Source organism: Gordonibacter sp. Marseille-P4307, from assembly GCF_900604965.1.
Lineage (GTDB): Bacteria > Actinomycetota > Coriobacteriia > Coriobacteriales > Eggerthellaceae > Berryella.
Genome location: NZ_UWPD01000001.1, coordinates 889146 through 914755, shown reverse-complemented (window position 1 = coordinate 914755; position 25610 = coordinate 889146). Strand labels below are relative to the sequence as shown.

Annotated in this window: 19 protein-coding genes and 1 pseudogene; 6 read left to right on the top strand and 14 right to left on the bottom strand. The window is 52.8% G+C overall.

Annotated elements, in window-relative coordinates; all coding sequences use genetic code 11:
- Positions 1 to 39: 39 nt before the first annotated feature.
- From hpt to EIH26_RS04045, 4 genes are all read right to left on the bottom strand, one after another.
- The gene (gene hpt, locus EIH26_RS04060) at positions 40 to 591 is read right to left on the bottom strand and encodes a hypoxanthine phosphoribosyltransferase (protein ID WP_124061011.1); all 552 of its coding nucleotides are present in this window, start codon (positions 589 to 591) and stop codon (positions 40 to 42) included.
- A 146-nt stretch (positions 592 to 737) separates the two neighbouring features.
- Positions 738 to 1481: a nucleoside triphosphate pyrophosphatase gene (locus EIH26_RS04055; protein WP_124061010.1), complete on the bottom strand. Its 744-nt coding sequence runs from the start codon at positions 1479 to 1481 to the stop codon at positions 738 to 740.
- A 42-nt stretch (positions 1482 to 1523) separates the two neighbouring features.
- Positions 1524 to 2648: a tRNA lysidine(34) synthetase TilS gene (gene tilS, locus EIH26_RS04050; RefSeq protein ID WP_241152750.1), complete on the bottom strand. Its 1125-nt coding sequence runs from the start codon at positions 2646 to 2648 to the stop codon at positions 1524 to 1526.
- Positions 2645 to 2866, bottom strand: coding sequence for a hypothetical protein (locus EIH26_RS04045; protein ID WP_124061009.1), 222 nt, complete (start codon positions 2864 to 2866; stop codon positions 2645 to 2647). Before EIH26_RS04045 ends, tilS begins: the two co-directional genes overlap by 4 nt.
- Before the next feature lie 249 nt (positions 2867 to 3115).
- Between EIH26_RS04045 and EIH26_RS04040 the strand changes: the two genes are divergently transcribed.
- A complete protein-coding gene (locus EIH26_RS04040; RefSeq protein WP_124061008.1) occupies positions 3116 to 3556 on the top strand; it encodes a LytTR family DNA-binding domain-containing protein in 441 nt (146 codons plus the stop codon).
- Positions 3557 to 3574: 18 nt separating this feature from the next.
- Complete coding sequence (locus EIH26_RS04035; protein ID WP_124061007.1) at positions 3575 to 4048, top strand: DUF3021 family protein; 474 nt, start codon at positions 3575 to 3577, stop codon at positions 4046 to 4048.
- A gap of 222 nt (positions 4049 to 4270) precedes the next feature.
- Here EIH26_RS04035 and EIH26_RS04030 read toward each other — a convergent pair whose 3' ends face one another.
- On the bottom strand, positions 4271 to 7726 hold the full coding sequence (locus tag EIH26_RS04030) for a ZmpA/ZmpB/ZmpC family metallo-endopeptidase (RefSeq protein WP_124061006.1): 3456 nt from the start codon (positions 7724 to 7726) through the stop codon (positions 4271 to 4273).
- 192 nt (positions 7727 to 7918) lie between these two features.
- Here EIH26_RS04030 and EIH26_RS04025 point away from each other — a divergent pair, with 192 nt between their 5' ends.
- The gene (locus EIH26_RS04025; RefSeq protein ID WP_370453765.1) at positions 7919 to 8197 is read left to right on the top strand and encodes a transposase; all 279 of its coding nucleotides are present in this window, start codon (positions 7919 to 7921) and stop codon (positions 8195 to 8197) included.
- Between the two features lie 231 nt (positions 8198 to 8428).
- Here the strand turns inward: EIH26_RS04025 and EIH26_RS04020 are convergent, their stop codons facing one another.
- From EIH26_RS04020 to rlmD, 6 genes and pseudogenes are all read right to left on the bottom strand, one after another.
- A complete protein-coding gene (locus EIH26_RS04020; protein WP_124061004.1) occupies positions 8429 to 9460 on the bottom strand; it encodes a hypothetical protein in 1032 nt (343 codons plus the stop codon).
- Positions 9453 to 9761 (bottom strand): hypothetical protein, encoded by a 309-nt coding sequence (locus EIH26_RS04015; protein WP_206424668.1) that lies wholly within the window; start codon positions 9759 to 9761, stop codon positions 9453 to 9455. Before EIH26_RS04015 ends, EIH26_RS04020 begins: the two co-directional genes overlap by 8 nt.
- Positions 9762 to 10337: 576 nt before the next feature.
- A pseudogene (locus EIH26_RS04010) lies at positions 10338 to 11459 on the bottom strand (IS1249 family transposase).
- Between the two features lie 295 nt (positions 11460 to 11754).
- A complete protein-coding gene (locus EIH26_RS04005; RefSeq protein ID WP_206424667.1) occupies positions 11755 to 16056 on the bottom strand; it encodes a Rib/alpha-like domain-containing protein in 4302 nt (1433 codons plus the stop codon).
- A 355-nt stretch (positions 16057 to 16411) separates the two neighbouring features.
- The gene (locus EIH26_RS04000; protein ID WP_000700631.1) at positions 16412 to 16891 is read right to left on the bottom strand and encodes a Csac_0668 family 2Fe-2S cluster-binding (seleno)protein; all 480 of its coding nucleotides are present in this window, start codon (positions 16889 to 16891) and stop codon (positions 16412 to 16414) included.
- Positions 16892 to 16966: 75 nt separating this feature from the next.
- Positions 16967 to 18331 (bottom strand): 23S rRNA (uracil(1939)-C(5))-methyltransferase RlmD, encoded by a 1365-nt coding sequence (rlmD, locus tag EIH26_RS03995; RefSeq protein ID WP_241152749.1) that lies wholly within the window; start codon positions 18329 to 18331, stop codon positions 16967 to 16969.
- A 306-nt stretch (positions 18332 to 18637) separates the two neighbouring features.
- Here rlmD and EIH26_RS03990 point away from each other — a divergent pair, with 306 nt between their 5' ends.
- Both EIH26_RS03990 and EIH26_RS03985 read left to right on the top strand, forming a co-directional pair.
- Positions 18638 to 19009: a phage holin family protein gene (locus EIH26_RS03990; RefSeq protein ID WP_124061001.1), complete on the top strand. Its 372-nt coding sequence runs from the start codon at positions 18638 to 18640 to the stop codon at positions 19007 to 19009.
- 181 nt (positions 19010 to 19190) lie between these two features.
- Complete coding sequence (locus tag EIH26_RS03985; RefSeq protein ID WP_052241660.1) at positions 19191 to 19385, top strand: hypothetical protein; 195 nt, start codon at positions 19191 to 19193, stop codon at positions 19383 to 19385.
- A 135-nt stretch (positions 19386 to 19520) separates the two neighbouring features.
- On the opposite strand, the gene EIH26_RS03980 is transcribed toward EIH26_RS03985, so the two are convergent.
- Positions 19521 to 20036 carry a ferritin gene (locus EIH26_RS03980; protein ID WP_124061000.1) on the bottom strand — a complete coding sequence of 172 codons (516 nt, stop codon included), beginning with the start codon at positions 20034 to 20036 and terminating at the stop codon, positions 19521 to 19523.
- Positions 20037 to 20308: 272 nt separating this feature from the next.
- On the opposite strand from EIH26_RS03980, the gene EIH26_RS03975 reads away from it, so the two are divergent.
- Positions 20309 to 23758: an ATP-binding cassette domain-containing protein gene (locus EIH26_RS03975; RefSeq protein ID WP_124060999.1), complete on the top strand. Its 3450-nt coding sequence runs from the start codon at positions 20309 to 20311 to the stop codon at positions 23756 to 23758.
- Between the two features lie 6 nt (positions 23759 to 23764).
- On the opposite strand, the gene EIH26_RS03970 is transcribed toward EIH26_RS03975, so the two are convergent.
- Together EIH26_RS03970 and EIH26_RS03965 are read right to left on the bottom strand one after the other, a co-directional pair.
- A complete protein-coding gene (locus tag EIH26_RS03970; protein ID WP_124060998.1) occupies positions 23765 to 24946 on the bottom strand; it encodes a pyridoxal phosphate-dependent aminotransferase in 1182 nt (393 codons plus the stop codon).
- Between the two features lie 118 nt (positions 24947 to 25064).
- A complete protein-coding gene (locus tag EIH26_RS03965) occupies positions 25065 to 25517 on the bottom strand; it encodes a universal stress protein (protein ID WP_124060997.1) in 453 nt (150 codons plus the stop codon).
- Positions 25518 to 25610 lie beyond the last annotated feature (93 nt).

The following is a 25610-nucleotide window of genomic DNA, read 5'->3' as shown; positions in this document are numbered from 1 at the left end:
ATCGAAACGCCCGCCTGCCGAAGCGAGCGGGCCTTGCCGTTACCGGTAGATGTCGGGTTTCAGAACGCCGATGTAGGGCAGGTTCCTGTACTTCTCGGCATAGTCCAGACCGTAACCCACAATGAACCGGTCGGGGCATTCGAAGCCCACGTGCTTGCAGTCGATCTTGGCCTGAGCCCGCGTGTTCTTGCGAAGCAGCGTGGCAACCTCGATCGACAGCGGTTCGCGCGAAGCGAGGTTTTTCAGGAGGTACGTGAGGGTGAGGCCGGAGTCGAGAATGTCTTCGGCTACGATAACGTGCTTTCCGCTGATCTCGGAGGACAGATCCTTCAAGATGCGCACGACACCCGAGCTCTTGGTTCCGGAACCGTACGACGAGATGGCCATGTAATCCATCTCGACGGGCAGCTTGATCTCGCGCGCCAGATCGGCCATGAAGATGGCCGCGCCGCGCAGAACCGAGATCAGGACGATCTGCTCGCCGCGCTCGACGCGCTCGGCGTACTCTTCAGTAAGCGCCGCGCCGATCTGGGCAACGCGCCGCTTGATCTCGTCTTCGGTGTACAGAATCTCTTCGACGTCTCGATCCACGCTCAGCATCCTTCTCAGAAAACCGAAGAACCGCCCAACATCGCTGATGGGCGGGCATCGTTGCTGTTCAATATCGTCGGTATTCTACCATTGGGCTTATCAGAGCGCCTTACGATACGGCTACGGCATCCCAGAAGGTACGATATTTACACGCGTCTCATACGCGCGATATCGGGAAACTCGTCCAGAACGCGCTCGATGGGAAAGCCCACCACCGTGCTGCGATACCCGTCAATGCCCTCGACCAGAGTCGACCCTTCCCCCTGAATGGCGTAGGCGCCGGCCTTGTCGAACGATTCTCCGCAAGCCAGGTAGCTTTCGATATCGCATTCGGCCAGTTCTTTGAAGCGGACGCACGTGGTGTCGGAGAACGTGCGATACCCCAAAGACACGTCCTGGGCGTTAGGGGCGTGGATCATCCATACCGAAACCGCCGTATGCACCCGATGGGTGCAACCCGACAAGCTGCGCAGCATGCGCTTCGCGTCTTCGGTATCCTGCGGCTTGCCGAAAACCTCGCCCCGGCAGTCAACCACCGTGTCGGCCCCTATGACGATGAGCGAGCCCACATACTCGTCGCTCAAAACCTCCTGCACCGCCGCACCCGCCTTGCGCTGGGCAAGCTTCTTGGCCGCTTCCACGGGCTGCGCCAGATCGTCGGGCTCAAGCGACTCGTCAACATCGCTTACGCAGACGGTGAACGGAATACCGGCCTGCTCGAGAATGTCACGGCGGCGCGGGGAGGCGCTTGCCAGCACGATATCGAAGTCGATCACCTCGCCCACCACGGCCGCCTCTGCCGCATCGCCCGGATAATCTCCCGTCCCCGCATGCGCGTCATCCTTGTCGCCTTCGACGTTTGCGGAAACCAGGCGGTCTGTTTCTTCCATATGCGTACCGACATCCCTCCCGGAGCCTGCGCGCCCCGATTGCTAGCTTCTCTTATTGCGGCGCGTGCGAAACGCGGCCATCGGCTCGACGCGCACACCATGCTTGTTGGCGCTCACCGCAAGGTTTCCCTGAATGTTGGAAACATACCCGCTGTTTATCCGCTTGTCCGCAAACCCCGCAAGCACCGCCTCGACCGAGGCGGCCTCGATGCGCGCACCCTGGGGCAGCATCGATTCAAGCGCGCGAACCACCACGCGACGGGCAAGCGCGGAATGCACCTTCCCCGCCTCGGGCAGCAAAACGAAACCCGCCCCGCAATCAGGTCCGCAGGCCTCGTCGGACACGATCCACGACACCGCGTTCCCGAACAGACGGTCTACCTGGGTATTCAGGTAATCGTCTTCATCGGCTATCAGATTCATCGTGCGCGTAAGCGTTTGGGCAAGCTGGGGATTGCGCTCTTTGGCCCGCGGGACGACCTCGTGGCGCACGTAGGCGCGGAACCGATCGGTGTGGGCGTTGGTCGCATCCTCGCGCCAAAGCGCCCCCTCCCCGTCGCGCACCACCGGCTGCCCCGATTCGGCAAGAAAGCGCACGTAGGCGCGCAGATCCTCCCGGGTGGCATCGAGGCAGGGTCGCGCGATCCTTCCGTTCAGATACCTCATCGAACGAAAACCCCCGGGACCCGTTCCCACGATGGAGCGCATGTAAAACGTCTCGACGCGATCGTCGGAGGTGTGCGCGGTGAAGATGCGCCCCTCTGCAAACGGTCGAGCTTCGTGCAGGCAGAGACTCTTCAGCGCTTCATCGGCAGCCGCATAGCGTTCGCGGCGGGCAACCGCTTCGAGATTGCCCCCCTCTTCCCCGATGAGCGCCGCGATATCAACCTCGCAGTTAAACAGGGGGATGTCCAGCACCTGGGCAAGTTCGGCGACGAATGCGGCATCCGCGTCGGAGTCGTCGCCGCGCAACCGATGGTTCACATGCAGCATGGCAAGCGGCCCCAGCCTCCCTAGGCGATGCAAGTGGGCTGCAAGGTAGGCAAGCGCCGTCGAATCAGAGCCACCCGAAACCATCAGCAGAACCGGAGCCTCGGCCGTGGAAAGCCCGCGCCCATCGATGCACGCAACCACGCGATCGAGCGCCGTCGTCGCTTCGATCATCATAGCCACCTGCTTTTGACCGTGAACCCTGCGCAATCATCTAAGATCGACAGATGCCCGAAACCGATGACGGAGGCGAAGCATTCGCTGTACTTGCAGGGGTTGTTCCCACCCGACACCGGCACAAGTTCGCAGTCGATTTCGAACCCGACGCGGGAATCGCGCCGCGCCAAATCGATCTTGCGGCCCTCGTCGATCACTTCGGTGTCCCCTCTTCGCACGCAGCACCTCCCGCCAAACCGATCCTTGCCGAAAATCTTAAACCTCGCGCTTGGATTTCGCCCGAAGAAGCGCCGTTTTCCCATAGGAATCGAATGATACGCCATTGATCGAACAATCTTTTTTTCAATCGAGTCTGCGCAGATCGCTATCTGTTCTTGCAACTCAGAATCTCTGCAGGGCAACTTAACCGCACAAGACCAACGCGGTGCCCTTTGCCGCTCTATGATGTCTTTGCTGAAAGGAGCGCGATGAAGATAACGATTGACGAACGACCATCTGCACGCGATATCGAAATCACCATCCTGTGCGCCAAAACCGATCGCGAGGTGCTAGATATCGTGGCACGGCTTCGCATGCACGACCGCAAGGTAACCGGGTACTCAGATGGACAAACCCGTATCGTGAGCGCGGAAGACGTCCTGTATATCGAGTCTATCGACGGTCACACGTTCTTCTACACAAACGATTCCGTTCTCGAAACGAGGCTGCGCCTCTGCGAAATGGAAGAGAGGTTTTCCGACTGCGATTTCATGCGCATAGCGAAGAACTGCGTGGTGAATTTTCGCAAGATAACGGGGCTTTCCCCCGATTTGAACGGCAGAATGCTGGCCACTTTGGAGAACAGCGAGCGAATTGTCATATCAAGGCAATACGCATCCCAGGTCAGGCGCAAGATCGGAATAATGTAGACCGAGAAAGGAGCTGTCATGGCCCCGAAAAGCATCATCGATACCGAACACCGAACAGTAGGCGAAAACGCGCGGTCGTTCGCGGTTTCCCTGTGCGTTGGATTCACCATCGTCATGCTGGCATGCATGACGATGGGCTCCGTCTTCGCCGATGAGACGTCGAAGCGGGGCATCGACCTGTGCTGGTCGGTTTTCGGGGTGTGCGTCGCGTCAGCCGCCCTGCAGCTGGTTTTCTTCACTTCGACCGTTATCCGCCACATGGCCTACGCGCTGCGCCTGCCGCTGTTCGGCCTGTGCTTATACGCGATCTTGGCGACAACAGCGGTCCTGATGAGCTGGTTTCCCTCGGACAACCTCGGGGCCTGGCTCTCGTTCACCATCACCTACCTGCTTATATTCGCCGTGATCGCCACGATCTTCGGTTTTGCGCACAGGCGCCAACAGCGCAAGCTTGACGAAAAGCTTGCCGCATACCTCAAGAAGGACGCGTAGCGGGCGGTTTCATCCGCATGCTCATCCGAACCGACAAGCCTAAGAATAAATAAATAAATCAACAAAAGATTTACTACCATATTTCTGGTTTTTATTTATCTAATCTAGCTTGGATGGTGCGTTAGCAATTGGAAAACTCCGTCACCGCCTGATCGCAACCTGGACGGGGAAATTCACCCTTCACCTAAAAAATGAACTCCCCCAATCCCGCAGCGCAGCTACTTACTGTTTGTGCACAGATTTGCGTCTACAGCTAACCAGTAACACGCCAGCGGTGCTAAGGAAAACGAGAGCTACTAACGCCTCCGGCCCCACAGAACCAGTATTCGCTAACGCCGATGTCTTACCTGCGGTTTTTGGAACACTCTGAGTTGGGTTTGACGAGGGATTGCTCGGCTGCAAAGGTTTAGTGTCAGGTTTACCTGTACCCGGATTGGGGGTGGTTCCGGGAATCTCTTCACCCGGCTGTGTGCCGGGTTCACTAGGTTCGGTACCTGGTTGCTCGTCAGCCTTTACTATCACTTTCAGGGTGATTTCTTCGCTGCTGCCATCAGCATAAGTAACAGTGATGGTTCCCTTGGTATTACCGACTTTGTCCGTGCTCGGTGTCGGCGCTTTCCAAGCGAACTTCACTTTATCTAGATCGGTAGGCATCTGACCCGGAGTATCCGGGAACTTAACCACATCTTTAGGTAGCGGAAGCATATCTCCCACTGTCAAAGAAATCGGATCAGCGAACGGGGCGTACCGGTCTTTGTCACTCACGCGGGTAAACTTAAACTCCCACGAGGACGTAGCGGAGGGTTTAAGACTATAACCATCCTTTGCCCTGGCGGTTACGGTAACCGTAACCGGAGCATTCGCATCAGCCTGATTGGGACTAACATTTACTGTTCCGGTAACTACTTTTCCGTCTACCAGGTATTCAACCCCCTCCACCTCAGGTAACGTGTAGCTGCCGATATATTCATTCCCGCCTTGAGCAAAGTCGTCATCCCGACTGCTGGGGGCTTCCGGGGTCACATAGGCGGTAAAAGTCCAGGTACCAGTGACGGTTTCGTCCTTAGCTATGTTCGTGATTGTCGCAGGTTCCCAGCCCTTGAAGTCATAAATCCCCTTATCGGTCACCACCTGTTTCTTCCCTGGTTCAGCCAGGGTCACCGTGCTACCAGCAGCAATATCGGTTTGCGAGGCCGGTAGGAGTTTTTTCACGTCCTCGGGGAGGTCGTCGAAATCGTTAAACTTGTAGGTGACCGCGTAAGTTTTAGGGGCATTCTTATAAATGTTGGTAGCAAACTGATTGGTGTTAGTTTTATACGCTAAGAAAACTGCGCTCTTTAACCGTTCCACCTTGGTATCTGTGGGCATTTTGCTGTACCAGCCCGATTGCGTCAGGCGATTATTTTTAAGGTCGTCCTCCACAGCAGCATCCATTAGTTCTTTAAGTTGAGCATAGGTGGTGATCTGCTGGGTCTTTCCCTCCCAATCAACAGTGATTGGTTTTAAGTTATCTTTCTTAGCAATCCGGTCAGCATACTGGGCCTTTTTGAAAGCCGCCATAGTGGGGTAAGTACCGCCACTCACCTCAGAAATAATCACGTCGTCGCTAAACTGCGTATTTTGCGCAACGTTGTCTGGTTTTAACTGATTAGACAAGTAGGGAACCATACCCTCGTAGTAGCCGTATGCCGCAAGCATCTCCCAGCTCAGGCGCTTAGTATGGATATCCCCGCTCATCCCGTTGGGATTATGGGGCGCTCCATAAATCGGGGTAAACAGGGGAATCGCATAGTAGCCGTTATATTTAGCGGTACCAGTTACCTTTTGCCCATCAACCATGAGTCGATAGGCAACCGCGTTCATATCTACCAGGTCATTGATTGTTTTAAGATTCTTAGCCTCATCGACAGTGATATTGTCAAACTTTTCGTCTCTGTCGGACAAGGTGACTTTATTGAACAGTTTTGCTTTGGTGGCATCGTCTTTGGATAAAGCCACCTCAGCTTCCAAATAGTCCAGGGTGTAGATCAAATCCATCTGGTTGCCGTAATAGGTCTTCAAATCCTCGGCTGTCTGGAAACGATCCGGATTTTCATTCCCATAAGTTACTTGCCCAGCGCGGTCAAAAATCTGGTTGAGGTCGAAGTTCGCCCCTTTATCCGTATCATGGTTCTGATGCCACGGCTCGAACACGCCTCGAGTAATCAGTTCGGCACTCGCCCCGGAACGCTGACCATATCCCGCAAAATGCACCTGATTCGCCATTTGGTGCGTGTGTTCGTGAGCGTAGGTGGTCAGCCCGCGATCATCTAGACCATTGGCCAACCAGTAGTGGATCTGTCCGCTATTAATGTCGGCCACTCCATCTGCCTGCGTGAAAGTAAAATAGTAGCCTAACGGGGTCATAAACTCTTTAACTCCGCTGGCAACCCCAGCACCCTGTTTAGGCGACCACCGTTTTGCAGCAGAAGTCTCATTCGGGTTCTTAATCTGCTGGTTGTCCCATACGCGGCGGTTGCCTACAAGTTGTGATCGCTTATCCTCTTTTGCTATGCGATGCCAAAAATCCAAATAGTCGGCTTGGCGTTCAGCGGCGTATTCGACCTTGTGTTCAAACTCCTCTAGTTCGGCAATATAAGCATTTCGATCAGCATCTTTGAGTGCTCGATTTACATAGGTGTCGGTCAGACCGTACATGATGGACTCCACCGTCGAAACCACATACAGAGAGTTCTCTGACGCGTTCAATAGGGCGAGCAGCTCTGCCTGACCGTTCGGTTCGCCTTTGAGCTTATCGAATACCCGATAGGGAGCATCCGGGTTTGCTTTCGACTTCTTCTCATAAATTACTGCTTTAGAGGTTTTCCAAAACCAATCGGCAGGAGTCTGACCTGTCTTGACTACCTGGTCATTAAGGAAAGATCCTAAATCGGTCTGTTCAGCTATCTTCCCACCTAAAACATCTTTAAACAGTTTAGGAGTAGACAACATTTTGCGCTGATCGGCGCTCTGCTGCCCAATAGCTTTGACTACATCCAGGGGGGCATATTCTTTCCCGAAAGCATTATTTTCCGTCATCAGCTGGCGAGCAACCGTAGCACCCTGTTCTATGTTGAAACCATAGTTACGTTGCAGATAGGCAGCGCCAATCAGGAAACCAGCAGTATCGTCTTTAATCGCGTTTACATAGTAGGCGACGTCTTTATTCTTCCCCGCAGCAGCTACCTGGGAATCTGCTCTTATCATTAGCGGGAGGATTGCTGGTAAATCCTTTTTGATTTGGTTGAATGCGCCCTCCATATCGGAAGCGAGTAAGTACTCTTCTTGTAGCGCCTGGAGCACTACCTCTTCCGGGACATCGTTAAGGTTAGGGTACTTATCTTTATTGTCCTTCCAAATCGCAACTTTTTTGTTTAGTTTCTCGGTTCCCGTGAAATTGGTCTTTGCAAGTTTATCCCTGATGGCTTTCTCGCGAAAATCAACTTTCTGGAGGTCAGAGAGAACCTGATCTAGCACTTGCTGAACCTGTTGATCCCCTAAAGCGTCTGCGGCATAAGCGCGGGAAACAGCCACCGAACCCGCAACAGTCAGCGTTAAGGCGGTTGCTATGGCTAAAGCCAATAGTTCAGATAGGCTCTGCGCGAGTTTTCCACGGAATGGAACAGAACAATCCCTCATATTTCCCCAATGCTGTTCGACGCGACAATTTAAACCAATAAAGACTTTTGTGTTTACTTACGCAAGTATCCCCTAGCTACCACGGGTGATGCAACAAATTCTCGGACTATAACCCGAAAATGTTAAGAACAGCTCACTGGAGAGGGTATGGTTTTCTGGACACCAAGTTAAGGGTGAGAGGCGTTCGGAACGATCCAAAGAAGGAAGTGCTACGACAAGCGGTTCAAGGTCGCGGCCGCCCGGGTGGCGCCGAGCGGAGAGACGAGGGCCGTCGACCTCGCAAAGGAGCTTGGGATCAAGGATTCCGCGCTCGGCCGCCGGGCTCAGGAATACGAGGAGATGGGCGACGCCGCCTTTCCAGGCAACGGAAGCCCCAAGGCCGACAAGGACCGCGAGATCGCGAAGCCCCGGAAGAAGGTCGGGGAGCCCGAGCGCGAGAACGGGCTGTTGGAATGGCGCCTTGCGACTTAGAGCGAGATGCCGCCTGAAGATGCTTAAATAATTGTCCAGAAAACCTTGACCACTCCACAGGGGGCTAGCTGCTTGAGGTACGGAAAAATGCCCGCGCCCCCTTACCGAGGCAAATGACTCTTGCCTCGTTCTTGAAATCAATCTTGATTAAGGCATCAAAAAAGAGCAAGGCAGCTCTTTCGAGCCACGCTTGCTCTCGTCACTCACGCTTTCGGCTTGGACACGGCTAAATCAGTTGCTACCGCCCGTCTGCTGCTGCCTGGCTCTCTCGCGAGCACGCATTATCTCCTGATAGTCGGAATTCCAAAAACCATCGGCGCGCATGTAATCAGAGTTATCACTCGTCTGTGCTTGCGTCAGTGTGATTGTTGCGCCCTTGTCAAAAAACCCTGCACCAGCCTGCGTGTAATACACATTTAGCCCCTTGCCGGTCATACCTAGATGCGTGGTGTTACTGTTCGGCCATGGGTCACTTTCCGCGACAACGACGTCAGCCGCACCACCATAATCGTTGGCGGGCATATGTGAGAACCGCCATCTGTGCGAGTCTATCTGCTCCACGCTCCACTCGCTTGACTTCCAGCTGGACGGAACATCCACGTAGAAATAATCCGTCATGAATGCGTGCCCGCCGTTCGCTGCCTTGGTCTCGGCAGCCTTTTGTTCTTCAGCAGCTTTCTCCTCAGCTGCCCTCTTCTCTTCCTCGGCCTTCTTGGCGGTTATGGCATCGTCCCTGCGCTTTTGCGCCTTTTCCTTCAAATCGTCGAGCTTGGCGGCGTCGATTCCGCTGTCCTTCGCCGCGTTGTAAGCCGCCTCGATTTGCTCGTCTGCCACCTCTTCCGCAGGGATTGGTTCGATGGTGATTTCCTTCTCGACGTTGGTCTTGCCGTCCTTGGCGATGCTCACCTTCGTAACCGCGTCCTTGGTGTTGTAGATGGTGCCGTCCTCCGCGATGGGCGATGCCTCAATCGCAAGGCTGTAATCGCCCGGCTTGAGCGCTATGCCGGAAGAGCTTGACCCTCCGTAGAACACGCTATCCACAGCATTGCCCTTGGAATCTTTTCCAGTCGCGTGGATAGGGATTTTTGTGCCCTTCTCCGTGTCAAGTCCTTCGGCGTTTACCACAAGCGGAACACCGTATGCCTTAGCCGCTTGTGCGCTGAAATACAGATACGCGCCTCCGCCGCAAACTGCAATCGCCGCTATAACGGCAATCGCCACCCACAATTTCGTTCGCTTCTTTTTACCAGATTCATCAGCCATCTCTTTTCCTCCATTCCTTTCTCATGCTGTGTTCTATCTTTGATGAGATCATCTTAAAGTGCTTGAACGCCTTGATTACTGCATCGAGTTTATCTTTCGAGCATTGAGGTCGATTTTTTGCAACTATGCCTTCCTTTTCGTAGGAGAACTGCTTCTCTAAGCCTAACTCACCTTTCACATTTGCGATATATAACGGCGACACTTTCAGACCGTACTTCTCGAGTACATACGCCTGTATCTGCTTATACGTTGGCTTTGGCGGTAGTCTCTCATGTTTCAGGCCTTTCATATCAACGTCCACATTTAGATGCTCTTTGACCTTTTGCCGAGTTAAGAGACATACAGTCTCGTCTTGGTCTTTACTGACATGTCTTTCTCTCCTCTCATATTTCGATAAACAAAAAAGGCGGCAAACCGATAGGATTTCTCCTAAAGGTTCACCGCCCGTTCCCATTCGTGCGTTAACGTGTTGGCCGCTTTTAAGTGCTTCCCCAAACTATGAAACAGGGTCGCTCAAGTGCGATTATCACGCGTGAACTATTCAATTACAGTCAAATTATACCACACGGAAAGGCTTATAGCAAGCAAAATCAGGCCCTGAACAGTCCAAACGGCACCTAGAAAAGCACCCCAAAAACCCGAACCCAAAACCATCAAGAGGAAAAAGAAATTCAGGACACAGAAAAAGAGGTAGAAAATATTTTTTTGAGGGCAGCGTGTGGGAAAAATTAAAACCAATTTTCCCACACATACCCCGACCCTACCTGTGCCCAGCTTTTCTTCTTCGTATGGCGAACGGCGCGGCAGCGCCGGGAGGCACACGCTCTCTCTTTTCCTTGCTTTTTTGGGTTAGCGGACAAAATGTGTGTCTAGCCAATTATTCAACCGAGTATGGATATGCCGTGCTGTTATGGAACTCGGACCACGTAAGACCGTTACCCCATTCCACTGGATCCATGCTTGGAGCGGGATTTTCCGCATAGATCTCGCGAAGAAGGTCGATGTCGTCATCCGTCGGCATCGACCTTCTTATTTCCGAGAAGGACTTCGGGCGCTCGGAATGCATGTAACACCGCCAATACACCGCCTTAATACGGTGATCGACCTTGAGCCCCCTGTGATTACGCAGAACATCCCCCCAACCGCGCGTTCACGCCCCCTTCTATCACGTTATTCATAGAAGGAAGTGGCCCCTCGGCCGTCAGTTCCGGATCCAGATATGTGAACAGGGTGCCGTCGTTCACGAGCTTCACTAGGGAGCGGCGTGCTTTTCTAAGCCTGTCGTGCGTCCGCTCCCAGCCGCCTTCCACCCTCGTCTTCTCATTGAGGAAATCATTCCAGAAGTCGCACCATTGCATGAGCCTCTCGACCCACATACCCGCCTGATGCAGGGTCCCTATATGCAAGAGATCCTTAGAGAGCCGGTAGGGCTCTTGTCCGGCCTGAAGTTTCGGTCTGGTCGTGGTATACCGTTTCACCTTGCAGAACGCATGGAAAGCGCACCTCTGCACACGCGTGCTCGGCCATTCCTTCTTGACCGCCGAGGCAAAACCGGACCCGCCATCGGTCACGACGACCTCAGGGGGGGCGCTACGGTGCGCAAAAGCGCGCTCCGCGCCGTCACGGTCTCGCTGCGGGCGAGATGCCAGGACAGCACGTACTCTTCAGTGCATGCGATGAGCACGCAAAGGTCGCGCTCAGGGTAGATTCCGTCGACATGGATGACGCGGTGCACCTCATCCACCACGTCAGGCATGGGCCACATCTTCCAGAACCCCTCGTTGCGGCGTCGGAACGTACGACCGCCGCTCGGCATCGAGCGATGCGCATCCTTAGATGGGAGCCACCCGATGAACGCATTGAGATCAGCGAGCTCCGAACCATGAGAATGCATCGAGGACGATCCGCACTCCCTGCAACGCCGTCTTTGTGCGCCCGCGCTCGTCCGACCGTTCCTTTTCATCGCCATGCCGCAGGTGGGACATTTCTTATTATTCATGGCGCTCCCCTCGAAACGAGAAAGTTTTAAGTCGTTTCAAGGGTACTGAACTGGGGAAGCGTCAAATTCCAGACACACATTTTGTCCGACCTCGAACTTTTCCCAGAAGAAAGTTTTTCATAAAAAATGGACGCCGACCTGCGTCAGCGCCCGAAACGGGACACACATTTTGTCCGCTAAGCCTCCGCCACCGCAGCGCCATCGCGGCCAGCGCCGCGACCAAAAAAGCCCCCGGCTAAGCCGGGGGCTGATTACTATTCTGACTCAAATTTTTACTTAAATATTTCAAAGTAATTTATTCTCGTTCATCTTCCTTTTTTCTTTTTTTGAAACCAATAAGGGCTAGTAAGCTTCCTGCCATACCCATAATTCCTGCAAACATGCTTAGGTTAGCAGTATCGCCTGTCTTTGGTGATGAAGAATTTACATGAACTTTTCCATTATCACTGCCACTAGGTTTCTTTCCATTGTTGTTAGAATCAGTATTTGAAGAAGCTACATTCTTTTTCGTAACAACAACCTTCACTTTTACAGTATCTTTACTTCCGTCCGGATATTCGATTTCTAAAGTTCCCTCGTATTCACCAGGTTTATTTGGATTAATCGCTCCATCCGGTGTAATGTCCTTCACCTTTGTTCCCTTAGGAAGTTTGTCGAGATTAGTAACATTGTCTGTTAAGTCAGGCTTTTCTCCTTCTTTGATGACTTCCTCTTTCACTTTTGGTTCATTTTCATCTGCCTGAGACTTTTTGTCTTGAACAACAACCTTAACTGTTACTTCATCTTTGCTGCCATCTGGATAGGTTACTACTACTGTACCTTCTTTTTCACCCGGCTTCTTTGTATCCACAGGCTTCTTCCAAGTAATAGTTGTACCCTCTGGGAATTCATCCTTATTGGCAATTCCATCTTTTGCATCAGGAGCTTGTCCCTTATCTACCGTAATTGGTTTTGTTTCTGGATTAAATGCGTCCGCTGCATCCATATAGTTTACCGTAACGGTTACCGTATCTTTTGTACCATCAGCATAGGTCACATCTACCTTAACCGGTTGATTTTTTCCTTTTGTTGGGATTGAACCAACCACCTTAATGGATTTCACCTTATCTTTTGGTGCATCGGTTGTTACTGCATCCACTACTTCTTCAGCAGTAGCTGTTTGTCCGTAAGGTTTGTTTACCTTTCCGCCATCTGCTTTGTACTTTTCCGCATCAGTTTGTGCAGGTGCTGTAGCTTCTACCGTTACATTTACTTTTACGAAATCCTCTGAACCATCAGGATAAGTTATCTTCACAGTATATTCATGTGTTCCGACTTCTGTAGTGTTAACTGGAGTTGTCCAGCTATATCCCGTATTTGCTGGCAAAGCATCCTTATTGGTAATTGCATCTGCTGGAGAAGGTGCACCGTCATTTTGTTTTACGGATAGATTTTTTCCTGTAGGATCAAAGGCATCTTTTGCCTTTCCATAGCTAACAAATACTTGTACTGTTGCTACACTTCCATCTGCGTAAGTTATCTCTACGTCAACTGGTTGATCCACTCCTGTAGTAGGAATATCACCAATAATCTTCTTTGACTTAACTCGCTCATTTGGAGCATTCGTTGTAACCGCATCAGTAATTTCAGCCTCTGTTGCTTTTTCACCATAAGGCTTATTTACGGTTCCACCCTCTGCCGTATATTTTTCAGCATCCGTTTGTGCCGGTGTAGTTACCCTTACTTCAAAGTCAACTTCCACATCTTCTTTACTGCCATCCGGATAAGTTACAGTAACCGTTGCTTTGCGTTCTCCTGCTGTATTGGTATCTATCGGAGTTTTCCAAGCGTACTTTGTTCCCTCCGGCATTTTATCCTTGTTTTTGATAGCATCTTCTGCCTTTGGCTCTTCTGCTCCCTGACTGACAGTTACCTTTTGCCCTTCCGGTGCGTATTTATCCTTAGCGTCGCTGTAGTCAATAGTTACACTGATGTCGTCTTTCGTTCCGTCTTCGTATACTACGGTTACCGGAACAGTCTGATTCCCGCCATCTTTTCCAGGTTCAGGAATTTCTCCCACCTTGATTTCTTTGACTACCTTCTTCTGCTCCGCTGCCGGTAAAGTTTGGTTCGACCCATCCTTTACAGTAACTTTCTTTTTAACATCTTCCTCTGTTGCTTTTTCACCATAAGGCTTATTTACGGTTCCACCCTCTGCCGTATATTTTTCAGCATCCGTTTGTGCAGCAGCGTACTTAGCAGTAAACGTACCGCCGTTATCAAAATTTTCCGGAATTTCCGGTGTCCAACCCGTATGCTTGAAATTTTCCGCTGGAGCAACAGTTGGAACAGTTACATCCGATTTTAATGTTCCTTTTACTACATCCAATACAGTTTTAGAATCTTTAGCAAATGTGCCGTGTTCCCCTTGTTCAAAAGTCACTCTTACATAGCCTTCCGGCGTGTTCGCATCAGGATTTTTTGTCTGATCAATGACTTTTGCAAGTACTGTTACCGGAACTTCCACATCTTCTGTAGAGCCATCCTTGTATTTTACCCTTACCTTACCTGTGTATTCACCCGGTTTGTTGACATTAATAGCATCTTCAGCTGTAACATCTTCAAACGGAGTTTTATTGTCAAGCTCGGGAGTAGCTGCGCTGCCTTTTGCATCTTTGAATTTCTTGATATTATCAGTCAAGTTATACTTTCCGCCAAAAGGAACTGTTTCTTTTTCTGCTTCCGGCTTAAACCTGTCTGCATCTGTCAAGTTAAAGTTAAGAACCGGTCCATCAATAGAATGTTCCCCATTTGGTGCGTAGGCTACAATCTGAGCCTTTGAACCATCTTCTACTTTATTAGCAGGTAATGGTATTTCAAATTCACCTTTTTCCAATTTATCAAATGGAATTTTTACTTCAGCAATTACCTTATCCTTATCATAGGTCTTTGTCTTAGCATCATATGGATGAAGCTTTACAATGGCATCTCCTGCCGCTTTATTTGTAACCTTTAAATCTTCCTCCGGCTTTGCAGGGTTCTTGATTAGAGGTTTTGGAAGTGTTCCCTTAATCTTGTTTTCTACAGCAGGGTTGTAAGTTGTGTTTTCGGCAGTTGGTGCCTTTACGATATAATCAGAAGCATCATTTGGTTTAGTATTATCCACCAGTGCTTCCTGTCCATCAGGCACACCGTCTCCATCTGTATCTACTAGGTTCGGATTTGAACCGAATTGATATTCAATAAAATCAATAAGACCATCACCGTCTGTATCTCTTACGTCCAGCACGCTGTTATGTTCAGAGTTTTCCAGAATCTTCCAAGGAGCTCCGTCATCTTTATTGAATCCAAAAATCTTATTATCTGGCCAATCTGCATAAAGGCGAGAAGAAAACGGTAGGAAGCTATTGTTATCTGTCTGCTTTGCAGCTTCAATAATCTTCTTTGCCGCTTCCGGATCCTTCAAAGAATCCTTTAGCTTATATGAGATTGTATAGAAACCAACCTGTCCTGCAGCAGCAGTTAACACGTTGGATTGAATGTAACTTCTAACTTTAGCAACTTCACCGTTAGTGCTTACATTTTTATGACTCATCGCAGGAGAATTAAAAGTATTAATAACTCCATCTTTAGGTTTATCAATTCTAGTTTTCACTACATTTTTTGTAGGATTACCATTGATATCTGAAGAATAAATATACACATTATCCCAGTCGATGAAATCTGTAAGTTCAGCAGGGAAAGTTTCTTCAATTACAGCTGCATACCCACCTCCTGGAAAAGAGGATTCGTACTTGATGGCAGGCTTATATTCATGAACTGTTTTGATTTCATCAAATTTCTTGCTTTCCCCTTCTACAAACATGGCCTTAGAAGTAAAGCCATCCATGGTAAGATTTGACTTATGGTTATCTTTTTCTTTTGTCTTATCGTAGATGTATCCACTACTGATGGATTCTTTTGCGATTAGATTTGGAGTTGTTTTTCCTCCCTTACCAGTAAGCCACATAGAATCAAACTTAAGTTTCTTATCTTTTAACCCCAAAGATTCTAATGTTTTACCATTAGCAAGTTTAATGGTAACGGTAGAGATGGTGTTGGCGCCGATCGTGCTTTCCTGCAGAGCTCCGCCTATAATTTTGTGTGTCCAAAGTGAGCCACCTTTTTCAGGATCTCCATCGTAGTACTTTTCCATGTTCACTTTGAACGAGCCACTTTTTACTTCAATGGATTCAATCTGTTTGTAAAACTCAGGATCGGAGAATTCAAGAACATATCTACCTGCAAAATACTCAGGATCCTTCTTGTCATCTGTAACCGTATCCCAGTAAGTACCTGCTTTATTCCATTTGCTCCATTTTAATGTGATGGTATCTCCTTCTGTTTTTTCAAAAGTAACACCGGCATAGATAAGTGTTGTCTCTCCTATGCCGCTGGCACTGACCGATCTTGAGGCTGCTACATCATCTTGTGGTAATCTCGCAGCAATCGGAATAGCCTCCTGAGCATAGGCTGGCATCATTGGCACAACGCTTGCACCAATCACAACGGAGCAAAGACCTACACTAAGTTTTCTCATACCCCATTTTAAATTTACCTGCTTGTTTTTTTCTTTCATATTTCTTCCCATACTCCCTGTTTCTGGCAATACAAATTTCATTTTTCCGTATTTTTTATTGTAATACTTCCCGATGAGATTGCTACATCACTTGATATCTTGGATTCTGTTCCGTTGTTCTTCATATAGCTTGTATCATGGTCTTTATCTTCTTTTTCTCAAATATGATTGGAATATTACAGTCTTTTAGTTCCCTCACATACTTCATATTTCTACACTTTATTTACTTAGTGGGTTCAACCCTTGTCATCAATACGACACTCTCAACCCCTATGGTTATGGGGAACATATCCACGCTCGTAGATGGAAACATATCAAAGATTGGCTCTCGTTTGTAGGAACATATCGACTGTAATTATTTCATTTTCAAGCCTTTATCGATAGCTTCCTGAATAATCTTATGACAACAAACTCCCAACGGATTGTTTTCTTTACAATTAGAATTTTTCATTGCCCCAGTGATGGCATTTACTTCTTTTACGGATTTCGCGCCATGCTTTACAACTGCTTCAATTACCTGATTTTCTGTGACTTCGCTACAATAACAAGCATACTTAGGATCTGCATCTTTCTTAAACCAGATAGGAACTCTAACTTGGTCTTTCAAGAATTTTATTTCATTATCTAAGTTATAGTAAACAACGTCGCAGTCCTCGTTCATGCAAATCTTATATTGATCTCCGTTAACAGCATTACGATAATCATCTACCACTAGATGTTCAACAGTTACTTTACTAACGGAAATCCCTTCATTATTACATACAGGACAATTGTCTTTAATTTGATCCGGCTTTTCTGTTTTGCATCCACAACAACATTCATTATTAATCTTCATATATAAGAAGTACATATCTTTTTAATCTTAAAGTTTTTAAGTCTTAATTTTAAAATTTTCAATCTTAGATATTATTTAAATCATTCCAAAATGCTCTAAAGCATCTTCGATTGCTTTTTCTTTTTCTTCTGGGCAATTTGGCACTCTTTGATTTTCTTTCTTACTAAAATTATAATTTTCTCTCTCTATTAGACCATGTTTCCTTTTTATTTGTGCAATATATAGACTTGAAACTTTTAGTCCGTATTTATCTAACACATACTTTTTAATTTCTCCATAAGTTGCGTCTTTTGAAAAGTCAATTTCAGATAATTCATCTTCCCCTATTTCTATATCTAAATGATGTTCTGTATTTAGTTTGGACAACAGAGCTACCGTCTCAATGTGGTCGGTATGGGGGAACATATCGACCCCCTGCACCTTCTCCACCCGATAGCCCTTCGCCGCCAAATAGCGCAGGTCGCGCATCTGCGTAACGGGGTTGCACGAGATGTACACCACGCGCCGAGGGGCTAGAACCGCCAGCGCGTCGAGGAACTCTTCGGTCGATCCCGCGCGCGGCGGATCCATAAACACCACGTCGGCCGAACGGCCCTCTGCCGCCAAGCCGCGCATGAACGAACTCGCATCGGCCGCATGAAACGCCGCGTTCTCGATCCCGTTGTGCCGTGCGTTCTCCCGCGCATCGCGGATAGATGATTCGACCGTATCCACCCCCACCACGCTGCTTGCGCCGCGCGACGCCGCCACCAGCCCGATGGTCCCCGTGCCGCAGTACGCGTCGATCACCGACTGGGTTCCGTCCAGTTGCGCGAACCCGATCGCGCTTAGGTACAGGATCTCGGTTTGAACCGAGTTCACCTGATAGAACGACTGGCTGGAAATGCGGAACGACAGCCCGCACAGCGTATCGAGGATGAACCCGGGTCCGTACAGGCGCTGCTCCTTCCCACCAAGCACCACGTTCGTTTTCCTCAGGTTCACGTTCTGCACCACGGTTGTGATGAAGGGGCACATGCGCGTAAGCTCTCGGCAAAACGACCGAGAGGCGGGGAACTCCTCGCTGTTCGTCACGAGCGTGACCAGCATCTCGCCGCTTTCATGCCCCACGCGCACTACAACGTGACGCATGAACCCCGTTCCGGCGTCTTCGTCGTAAGGTTCGATCCCGTAGCGCATCATGAGGGTCTTCACCGATCGGACGACCTTCTGGGCCTGCTCGTTTTCGACCAGGCAATGCCGGGTATCCACAATGCGATGGGTGCCGGCCGCGTACATGCCCGTGAGGATCTCGCGCAGGGGCCCTTTCCTTCGGGCGGCGCCTTTCCCGAAGACGCGGCCGTCTTTGGCAAAGCCGCCTTTGAGGGCTGCACCGCCCTGACGACGACCTGCGGCAAACGGCGACATCACCTTGTTGCGGTAGCGGTACGGCTCGTCCATGCCCCGAAACGGCAGCATCTCCGCACCGTCCAGCAGCCCAGCCTCGCGAAGTAACGCGACAAGCCGATCCTGCTTCCGAGCCACCTGCTGATCGTACGGCTCGTTCACATGCTGGCAGGCACCGCATTCCCTCGCATGGGGGCATCGCGGAAACCCACCAGTTTCCTTCTCGGAAGCCGTCTGCGTCATCGCACAACCCTCTCGTTTTACAACCCGGTTTATCGTCATATTCTACGTTTCCCCACCCGTTTTGCCCGAATGGGGAAAACAAAGGGATAATAAAGCCAACCAACACGAGGAGGAACCATGAACTTCATTGTACGCTGGCTCGTCACTTCGGTCGCCTGCGCGGCCGCCCTTTGGCTCGTCCCCGGCATCGGCTTTGGGGCCGACAGCTCGACACTTATGTCGACTCTTGCGTTCGGCCTGATCATGGCATTGATTAACGCGAGCATCAAACCCCTGGCCCAGACTCTCGGGCTGCCCTTCACCGTTGTAACGCTGGGAATCGGCTACCTCATCATCAACACGCTTATGGTGTACCTGGCCGCAGGGCTTTCCGGATTCCTGTTCGGAGTCGATATCCGAATCGACAGCTTCCTTTCCGCCTTCTTCGCAAGCATCGTCATCAGCATCGTCTCGTCCATCATCAACGGGATCACCGAAGCCGACGCCTAGGCGCAACCCTCGATGCCCGACTGCTGCGCGCATCCCCAGCGGGTGCGCGCTTTTTTTGCCCCTCGGCAGCGCAATTCGGACTTTTTCGATAAGAATTGGCTGATCGTGGCTAATACCGTGTCAAACCATGATTTAATGCATATCAGTTAGTTTTCCGACAGGAAACGGAGAAAGGGACGTCATGGAGTACTTGAGCGGCGATTTCTACACTTTGCAGCTGGGAATCGGAGCGGTTATCGCAGTCATCCTGGGAGTTGTCTGCATGACCATCGGAAAGAAGAAGGGGCGCTCGGCGGTGGGCTGCTTCTTCCTGGGATTCTTCTTGGGCTTGATCGGCCTCATCATCACGCTGGTGCTTAAACCCAAGGCGAATTAGGAAGTTCGAATCCGCACCGGGCAAGACCAAAACAGGGGTGCCCTGCTCGCATGAAACCGCGAGCAGGGCACCCCTCTCTATTCCGAAGCCGTCCGAACATGCGCCTCGCGCATCCAGCAGCCTCGACCAAACGCGCTAGTTTGCGGACAGCGGAGCCGCCTCGGTGTAGGTGCGCGACATCGCCTCGCGATCGAGCGAGAACAAAGAGCCCTGGTCGCTGCCGTAAAGCTTCATATCGGACACCATGTCGCGGGCGTTGGCCTCTTCCTCGCCCTGCTCCTCGACGAACCACTTCAGGAAATTGACGGTGCGGTAATCGTTGACTTCGACCGCAGCTGCGTAAATCTCGTTGATCGACGCCGTGATGTATTCCTCGTGCTCGAGCGCGGCCTCGAGGGGCTCGAGATTGTTGGAAAACGTCATATCCGGCTCGGCGATGGCGGTCAGCTTGACCTTCTCGTCGTTTTCCAGCAGGTAGTTGCGGAAGATCAGCGCGTGGTCGCGCTCTTCTTTGGTCTGGACCATGTACCAGTTGGCGTAACCCTTCAGCCCCACCTCTTCGTAATGGTTCGCAAACGACATGTACAGATATGCCGAGTACAGCTCCTTGTTGATCTGGTCGTTAAGCAGCTGAGCGACTTTTGCGTCCATACTTTTCCTCCTCGCTTTCCAGGGGCCCTTCGCCCCGCCTTCCTCGCTACATTATCGACCATTCTAACGAGAGAAAGTGCGCCGTCGGCCGAACACCTTCGGTGAAACCCAACCGTGCTTTTGGCTACCTGAGGCTAACTCTGAGCTTGCACCCCTCCGCTCCATCGGACATGGAGAACACATTACATTCTCGCGACCGAGCGCACCGCCGCTTCCCATCGGGGTAGTGTGCAAGCTGACGCTTTCCATCGCCCGAGCGAACGAGGGGGCCCATGCTTCAGATCACCAACATCAGCAAGTCCTACACCACCGGCAGCTTTACCCAAAAGGCCCTCGACGACGTATCGATATCGTTTCGCGACAACGAGTTCGTCGCCATCCTGGGCCCGTCCGGATCGGGCAAGACCACGCTGCTGAACATCCTGGGAGGCCTTGACGCTTACGATTCGGGCGACCTGATCATCGAGGGCATCTCGACCAAGGAATACAAGGACCGCGATTGGGACGCGTACCGCAACAACCGCATCGGGTTCGTGTTCCAGGCGTACAACCTCATCCCCCACCAAACCGTGCTGGCCAACGTCGAGCTGGCGCTCACCTTGTCGGGCGTGTCGAAAGCCGAGCGCAGGAAGCGCGCCGTCGAAGCGCTCGAACGCGTGGGGCTGAAAGACCACGTGGGCAAGAAGCCCAGCCAGCTTTCGGGCGGGCAGATGCAGCGCGTCGCCATCGCGCGCGCCCTCATCAACGACCCCGAGATCCTGCTCGCCGACGAACCGACCGGCGCGCTCGACTCGAAAACAAGCGTGCAGATCATGGACCTCCTCACCGAGATCGCCCGCGACCGCCTGGTGGTCATGGTCACGCATAACCCCGAACTGGCCGAACAATACGCCACGCGCATCGTCAACCTCGCCGACGGAACGATTCGCAGCGACAGCATGCCCTATCGTCCCACCGAGAGCGAAATCGCGGCGGCCCATGGCAAGAAGGCCGTCAAGACCTCGATGTCGTTTCTCACCGCGCTGTCGCTTTCGTTCAACAACCTCATGACCAAGAAGGGGCGCACCATCATGACCGCGTTCGCCGGATCCATCGGGATCATCGGCATCGCGGCCATCCTCTCGTTGGCAAACGGCGTGAACAACTACATCGCCGACGTCGAAGAGCAGACCCTGTCCGAATACCCGCTGACGATCGCGAAAACCGGCATGGACCTCAGCGCGATGCTGGGAGCGGGCAGCGGAACCGACGACGAAGGCTATTCCTCCCCTGTTTCTTTGACGGGAAGCAGCGCCTCCCCGTCCGCTGCGGCGACGGGATCCGCCGACGAGGACGCAAGCTCATCCGATGGCGGGGACGTGAAAGAGCTCGGGGCCCTCAACCGCATGTTCTCAAGCGTGAACACCAACGACCTCGCATCACTGAAGACGTTTCTTGACGGAAACGGCGGCAACGTCAACGAGTACGTGAACCTCATCGAGTGCGACTACGGGATCAAGCCCCTCGTGTTCAGCAGCGACACCGAATCGGGCGCCCGTCAGGTCAACCCGGACACCACCATGACGAAGCTGTCGGGATACGACCCCTCGTCGCCCGGAGCCTCGATGGGAGGTCTCCTTTCCAGCAGCATGACCTCGTACGATGCATTCGCCCAGCTTCCCAGCAACCCCAACCTGTACGAGAAGAACTACAACGTGCTGGCGGGGCGCTGGCCTTCCTCTTACGACGAGCTGGTCCTGGTGGTTAACAGCAACGAGCAGGTCAGCGACCTTTTGCTGTACAGCATGGGGCTGAAGGACCCGGAAAAGCTCGACCAGATGGCCGAGGCGTTCGGCAGAGGGGAAAACGTCGATACCGACCAGGCTTCCGGCGGCTTCTCGTTCGCAGAGCTGATGTCGCCCACGTTCAAAGCCGTCGATCGCACGAAGCTGTACGAGCGAAACGACGACTACGGCACGTGGGTCGACAAGTCGGATGACGCCGACTACATGAAATCGCTCGTCGAAAACTCTGACGACCTGCGCATCGTCGGCATCGTTCAGGCGGACCCCGACGCCAACGGGACCGCGCTGCTCCCCAGCCGGCTATACTACACGCCCGCGCTGCGCGATCGCCTCGTGGACGAGGCCGCCCAGTCCGATATCGTGAAGCAGCAGATGGCAGAGCCCGACACCAACGTGTTCACCGGGAAGGGCTTCGACGACGAAGCCGCCGACGAAAAGGGCGATTTCGACATGTCGTCGCTGTTCACCATCGATCAACAGGCTCTTTCCCAGGCGTTCAGCTTCGACCCCTCAGCGCTGAGCAACCTGTCGTTCAACAACGCGGCGCTCTCCGGGTTCGACATGGCGTCTGCGCCCTCGTCCGATCTTTCCCTCGATCTGTCGGGCATCGACTGGTCGGGAATGGAGCTTTCGGGCGCCGATCTATCAAACATCGACCTGGCCAGCGTCGATCTGAGCGATCTTGCGTCAAACTTCCCCCAGCTGGGAGAAGCGCTCTCCCAGCTCGATTACGCGTCCATCCTCAAGGCGGCGAACGGCGCTTTGGGGGCCAGCGCGTCCAACGACATCGCCCAAACCGCCTCGCGCATCATGCAGGGCTTCCCCGCATACCTCTCCGCGCACCCGTCCGCGACCATCGGCGACTACCTGGCCGAGCCGTCCGTCCAAACCCAGATCAACCAGGTTGTCTCCACCGTCGCGAACAACGAGGCCGTTCAGAAGGCGGTGTCGGACGAAGTGCAGCGCCAGCTGAGCGCGAAGCTGTCCGCGCAGGACGTCGATGCCGTGAGCAAGGCCGTCCAGCAGCGCATCGCGAGCGCCATTTCGTCTCAGATCGGCGCTCAGCTGGCCGGATCGATGTCCCAGTCGCTTTCTGCCGGGCTGCAGAAAGCCCTCCAGGGATACATCTCCCAAATGATGACCGCGCTCTCGTCGCAGGTCTCGTCTGCGGTGGGAAGCTACATGGGGCAGCTCAGCTCGTCGCTTTCCAGCGCGATGAACATCAGCCCCGAAGCGTTTGCCAAGGCTTTCCAGTTCAACATGGATCAAGACGAACTCACCCGGCTTCTGACCTCGATGATGACGGCGAAGAAGACCAGCTACGAGGACAACCTGAAGACGTTGGGATACGCCGACTACGCCAAACCCGAGCAGATCAGCCTGTATCCCAAAGACTTCAACAGCAAGGAGAAGGTGGTCGGCATCCTCGACGCCTACAACGCCGACGCGAAGGCCGCCGGGGACGATGACCGCGTCGTCACCTACACCGACCTGGTCGGGGCCCTGATGAGTTCGGTCACGACCATCATCGACATGATCAGCTACGTGCTGATAGCGTTCGTGTCCATCTCGTTGGTGGTGTCGTCCATCATGATCGGCGTCATCACGTACATCTCGGTGCTCGAGCGGCGCAAGGAGATCGGCATCCTGCGCTCCATCGGCGCGAGCAAGCGCAACGTGAGCGAGATCTTCAACGCCGAGACGGTCATCGAAGGCCTGATCGCGGGCATCATGGGAGTCGGCGTCACCGCCCTTGCCTGCATTCCGGTGAACGCCGTTGTGAACTCGCTGTTCAACGTTGCCCAGGTGGCGATCCTCCCCTGGCAGGCCGCCGCGGTGCTGGCGGCCATCAGCGTGCTGCTCACGTTCATCGCCGGCCTCATACCCGCATCGCGAGCATCGAAGGCCGACCCCGTGGAGGCGCTGCGCAGCGAGTAGGTGATTTTAAGCGCCGTAGCTTTCCTTCAGAGCCCTCCATGCTTTCATGGAGTTCCTGATGGAGGCCTCGGACACGCAGTAGCTCACACGCACCCAGCCGCCGCACCCGAAGCTGTCGGACGCCACCAGAAGCAGATCGTGCCGCTTGGCTCGATCGCTGAACGCCTGGGCGTCTTCCTCAAGCGCCTTCACCCAGAGGTAGAACGCGCCATCGGAAGGGACGTAGCGGTACCCCAGCTCGTCCAAGCCGGAGGTGAGCAGATCTCGGTTTCGCCGATACGCCTCCACATTCGCGGGCAGATCGATGCAGGTCTCGATAACCTTCTGGAACATAACCGGAGCGCACACGTAGCCCAGCGATCGGTGAGCGCCCGCAACGGCATCGGCCACATCGTCGGCGTGTTCCATGCGGCTGGACGTGAACACGTAGCCGATGCGCTCACCGGGAAGCGAGAGGCTTTTCGCCCACGAGTAGCACACGATGGTGTCGCGGTAGAAGCTTGCCGTGAACGGGGCCTCGTTGTCGTAGCACAGCTCGCGATAGGGTTCGTCGCTCAAAAGGTAGATGGGGTGGCCGTATTCGCGTTCACGCGACTCGAGCAAAGCGGCCAGGCGCTCGATGCAATCCTGCGTGTATACCGTTCCCACCGGGTTGTTCGGCGAGTTGACGATGATCAGCGCAGTATTGGGGTTGATGGCTTCTCCCAGCGCCTCGATATCAAGCTGGAAATCATCGACGCGCGTAGGCACCTCGATGCAGGCGCATCCCGCCGTTTCGATAAGCATGCGGTACTCGGGAAAGTACGGCGTGTTGACGATCACCTCCTCACCGGGACGCGCCACCGCGCAGATAACGCTTTTCACGCCCGCCATGGCTCCCGTGGTCATGTATACGTGGCGAGGATCGGCCTCGATGCCGAATCGGGCGCGCAGATTGCGCGCCACGGCTGCGCGCGTAGCGAGAAACCCCGATGCGGGAGAGTACCCGTGAAGAGCGGCCGGATCCTGTTCGATCAGATCGCGCATGCGTTCGCGAATCGCTTCGGGCGCGGGGATGCTGGGGTTGCCGATGCTGAAATCGAACACCTTGTCGGCTCCCACTGCCTTTTTGCGTTCCAGGCCGTAGTTGAACAGCTGGCGGATGGGCGACGGGGCGCGTCCGAGGTCGAGCATCGTTTGGTTGATCACGAAAAGGCTCCTTCGTCGTACGAAAAAGCCCGCCGACAACACGCGGCTTGGCCGGAGTTGTCAGCGGGCGCAGCAGCTCGGCAGATACCTGCCCTACAGATTAATTCAGCTTACCGCCTCATGCGTCGTAATGCTCGGGTTTAACAACCAAGACATCACATTTAATATTGCGAATAAGGTAGGTGGAAACGCTGCCCACGAAGGCGTACTTCAGGTTCGACAAACCGCGGGCTCCGCAAATCACCAGATCGGGCTCGAAAGGCTCGATGAGGCTTTCGGCAAGGGTATCGGTAATGCGTCCGGCATGCACCTTCAGATCGACCGAAGCGATGCTGGCATCGTCTCGCGCCTCCGCCAAAACGGAGGCCAGGTCATGTTCGAGGTTCTTCTTCCCATCCTCGCACAAAGCCGCGAAGTCGATGCCGTTTGCTTCATAGGGAACCGAGTCGATAACGTGCCCGAACAGCAGTTCCGCGCCGCTGTTGTGGGCAATCTGAACCGCACGGCGCGCCACGGCTTCCTGAGTAGACCCTCCGTCCAATGCTGCGAAGATTCGAGCGTACTGAGCCATTTTTCCTCCTCAGTCGGATGTAGCAGATAAGGTCGGAAGCGCATTGCCGCTTGCGATCTAGGGTAATTGTAACTCAATAGCTTACTGACAACC

Excerpts from the sequence above, each read along its gene's own strand:
- EIH26_RS04005 (WP_206424667.1), bottom strand. The coding sequence starts at position 16,056 with ATGAAAGAAAAAAACAAGCAGGTAAATTTAAAATGGGGTATGAGAAAA.
- rlmD (WP_241152749.1), bottom strand. The coding sequence starts at position 18,331 with ATGGACGAGCCGTACCGCTACCGCAACAAGGTGATGTCGCCGTTTGCC.
- EIH26_RS03990 (WP_124061001.1), top strand. The coding sequence starts at position 18,638 with ATGAACTTCATTGTACGCTGGCTCGTCACTTCGGTCGCCTGCGCGGCC.
- EIH26_RS04040 (WP_124061008.1), top strand. The coding sequence starts at position 3,116 with ATGAAGATAACGATTGACGAACGACCATCTGCACGCGATATCGAAATC.
- tilS (WP_241152750.1), bottom strand. The coding sequence starts at position 2,648 with ATGATGATCGAAGCGACGACGGCGCTCGATCGCGTGGTTGCGTGCATC.
- EIH26_RS03975 (WP_124060999.1), top strand. The coding sequence starts at position 20,309 with ATGCTTCAGATCACCAACATCAGCAAGTCCTACACCACCGGCAGCTTT.
- EIH26_RS04000 (WP_000700631.1), bottom strand. The coding sequence starts at position 16,891 with ATGAAGATTAATAATGAATGTTGTTGTGGATGCAAAACAGAAAAGCCG.
- EIH26_RS03985 (WP_052241660.1), top strand. The coding sequence starts at position 19,191 with ATGGAGTACTTGAGCGGCGATTTCTACACTTTGCAGCTGGGAATCGGA.
- EIH26_RS04020 (WP_124061004.1), bottom strand. The coding sequence starts at position 9,460 with ATGGCTGATGAATCTGGTAAAAAGAAGCGAACGAAATTGTGGGTGGCG.
- EIH26_RS04030 (WP_124061006.1), bottom strand. The coding sequence starts at position 7,726 with ATGAGGGATTGTTCTGTTCCATTCCGTGGAAAACTCGCGCAGAGCCTA.
- EIH26_RS04035 (WP_124061007.1), top strand. The coding sequence starts at position 3,575 with ATGGCCCCGAAAAGCATCATCGATACCGAACACCGAACAGTAGGCGAA.
- EIH26_RS03980 (WP_124061000.1), bottom strand. The coding sequence starts at position 20,036 with ATGGACGCAAAAGTCGCTCAGCTGCTTAACGACCAGATCAACAAGGAG.
- EIH26_RS03965 (WP_124060997.1), bottom strand. The coding sequence starts at position 25,517 with ATGGCTCAGTACGCTCGAATCTTCGCAGCATTGGACGGAGGGTCTACT.
- EIH26_RS04055 (WP_124061010.1), bottom strand. The coding sequence starts at position 1,481 with ATGGAAGAAACAGACCGCCTGGTTTCCGCAAACGTCGAAGGCGACAAG.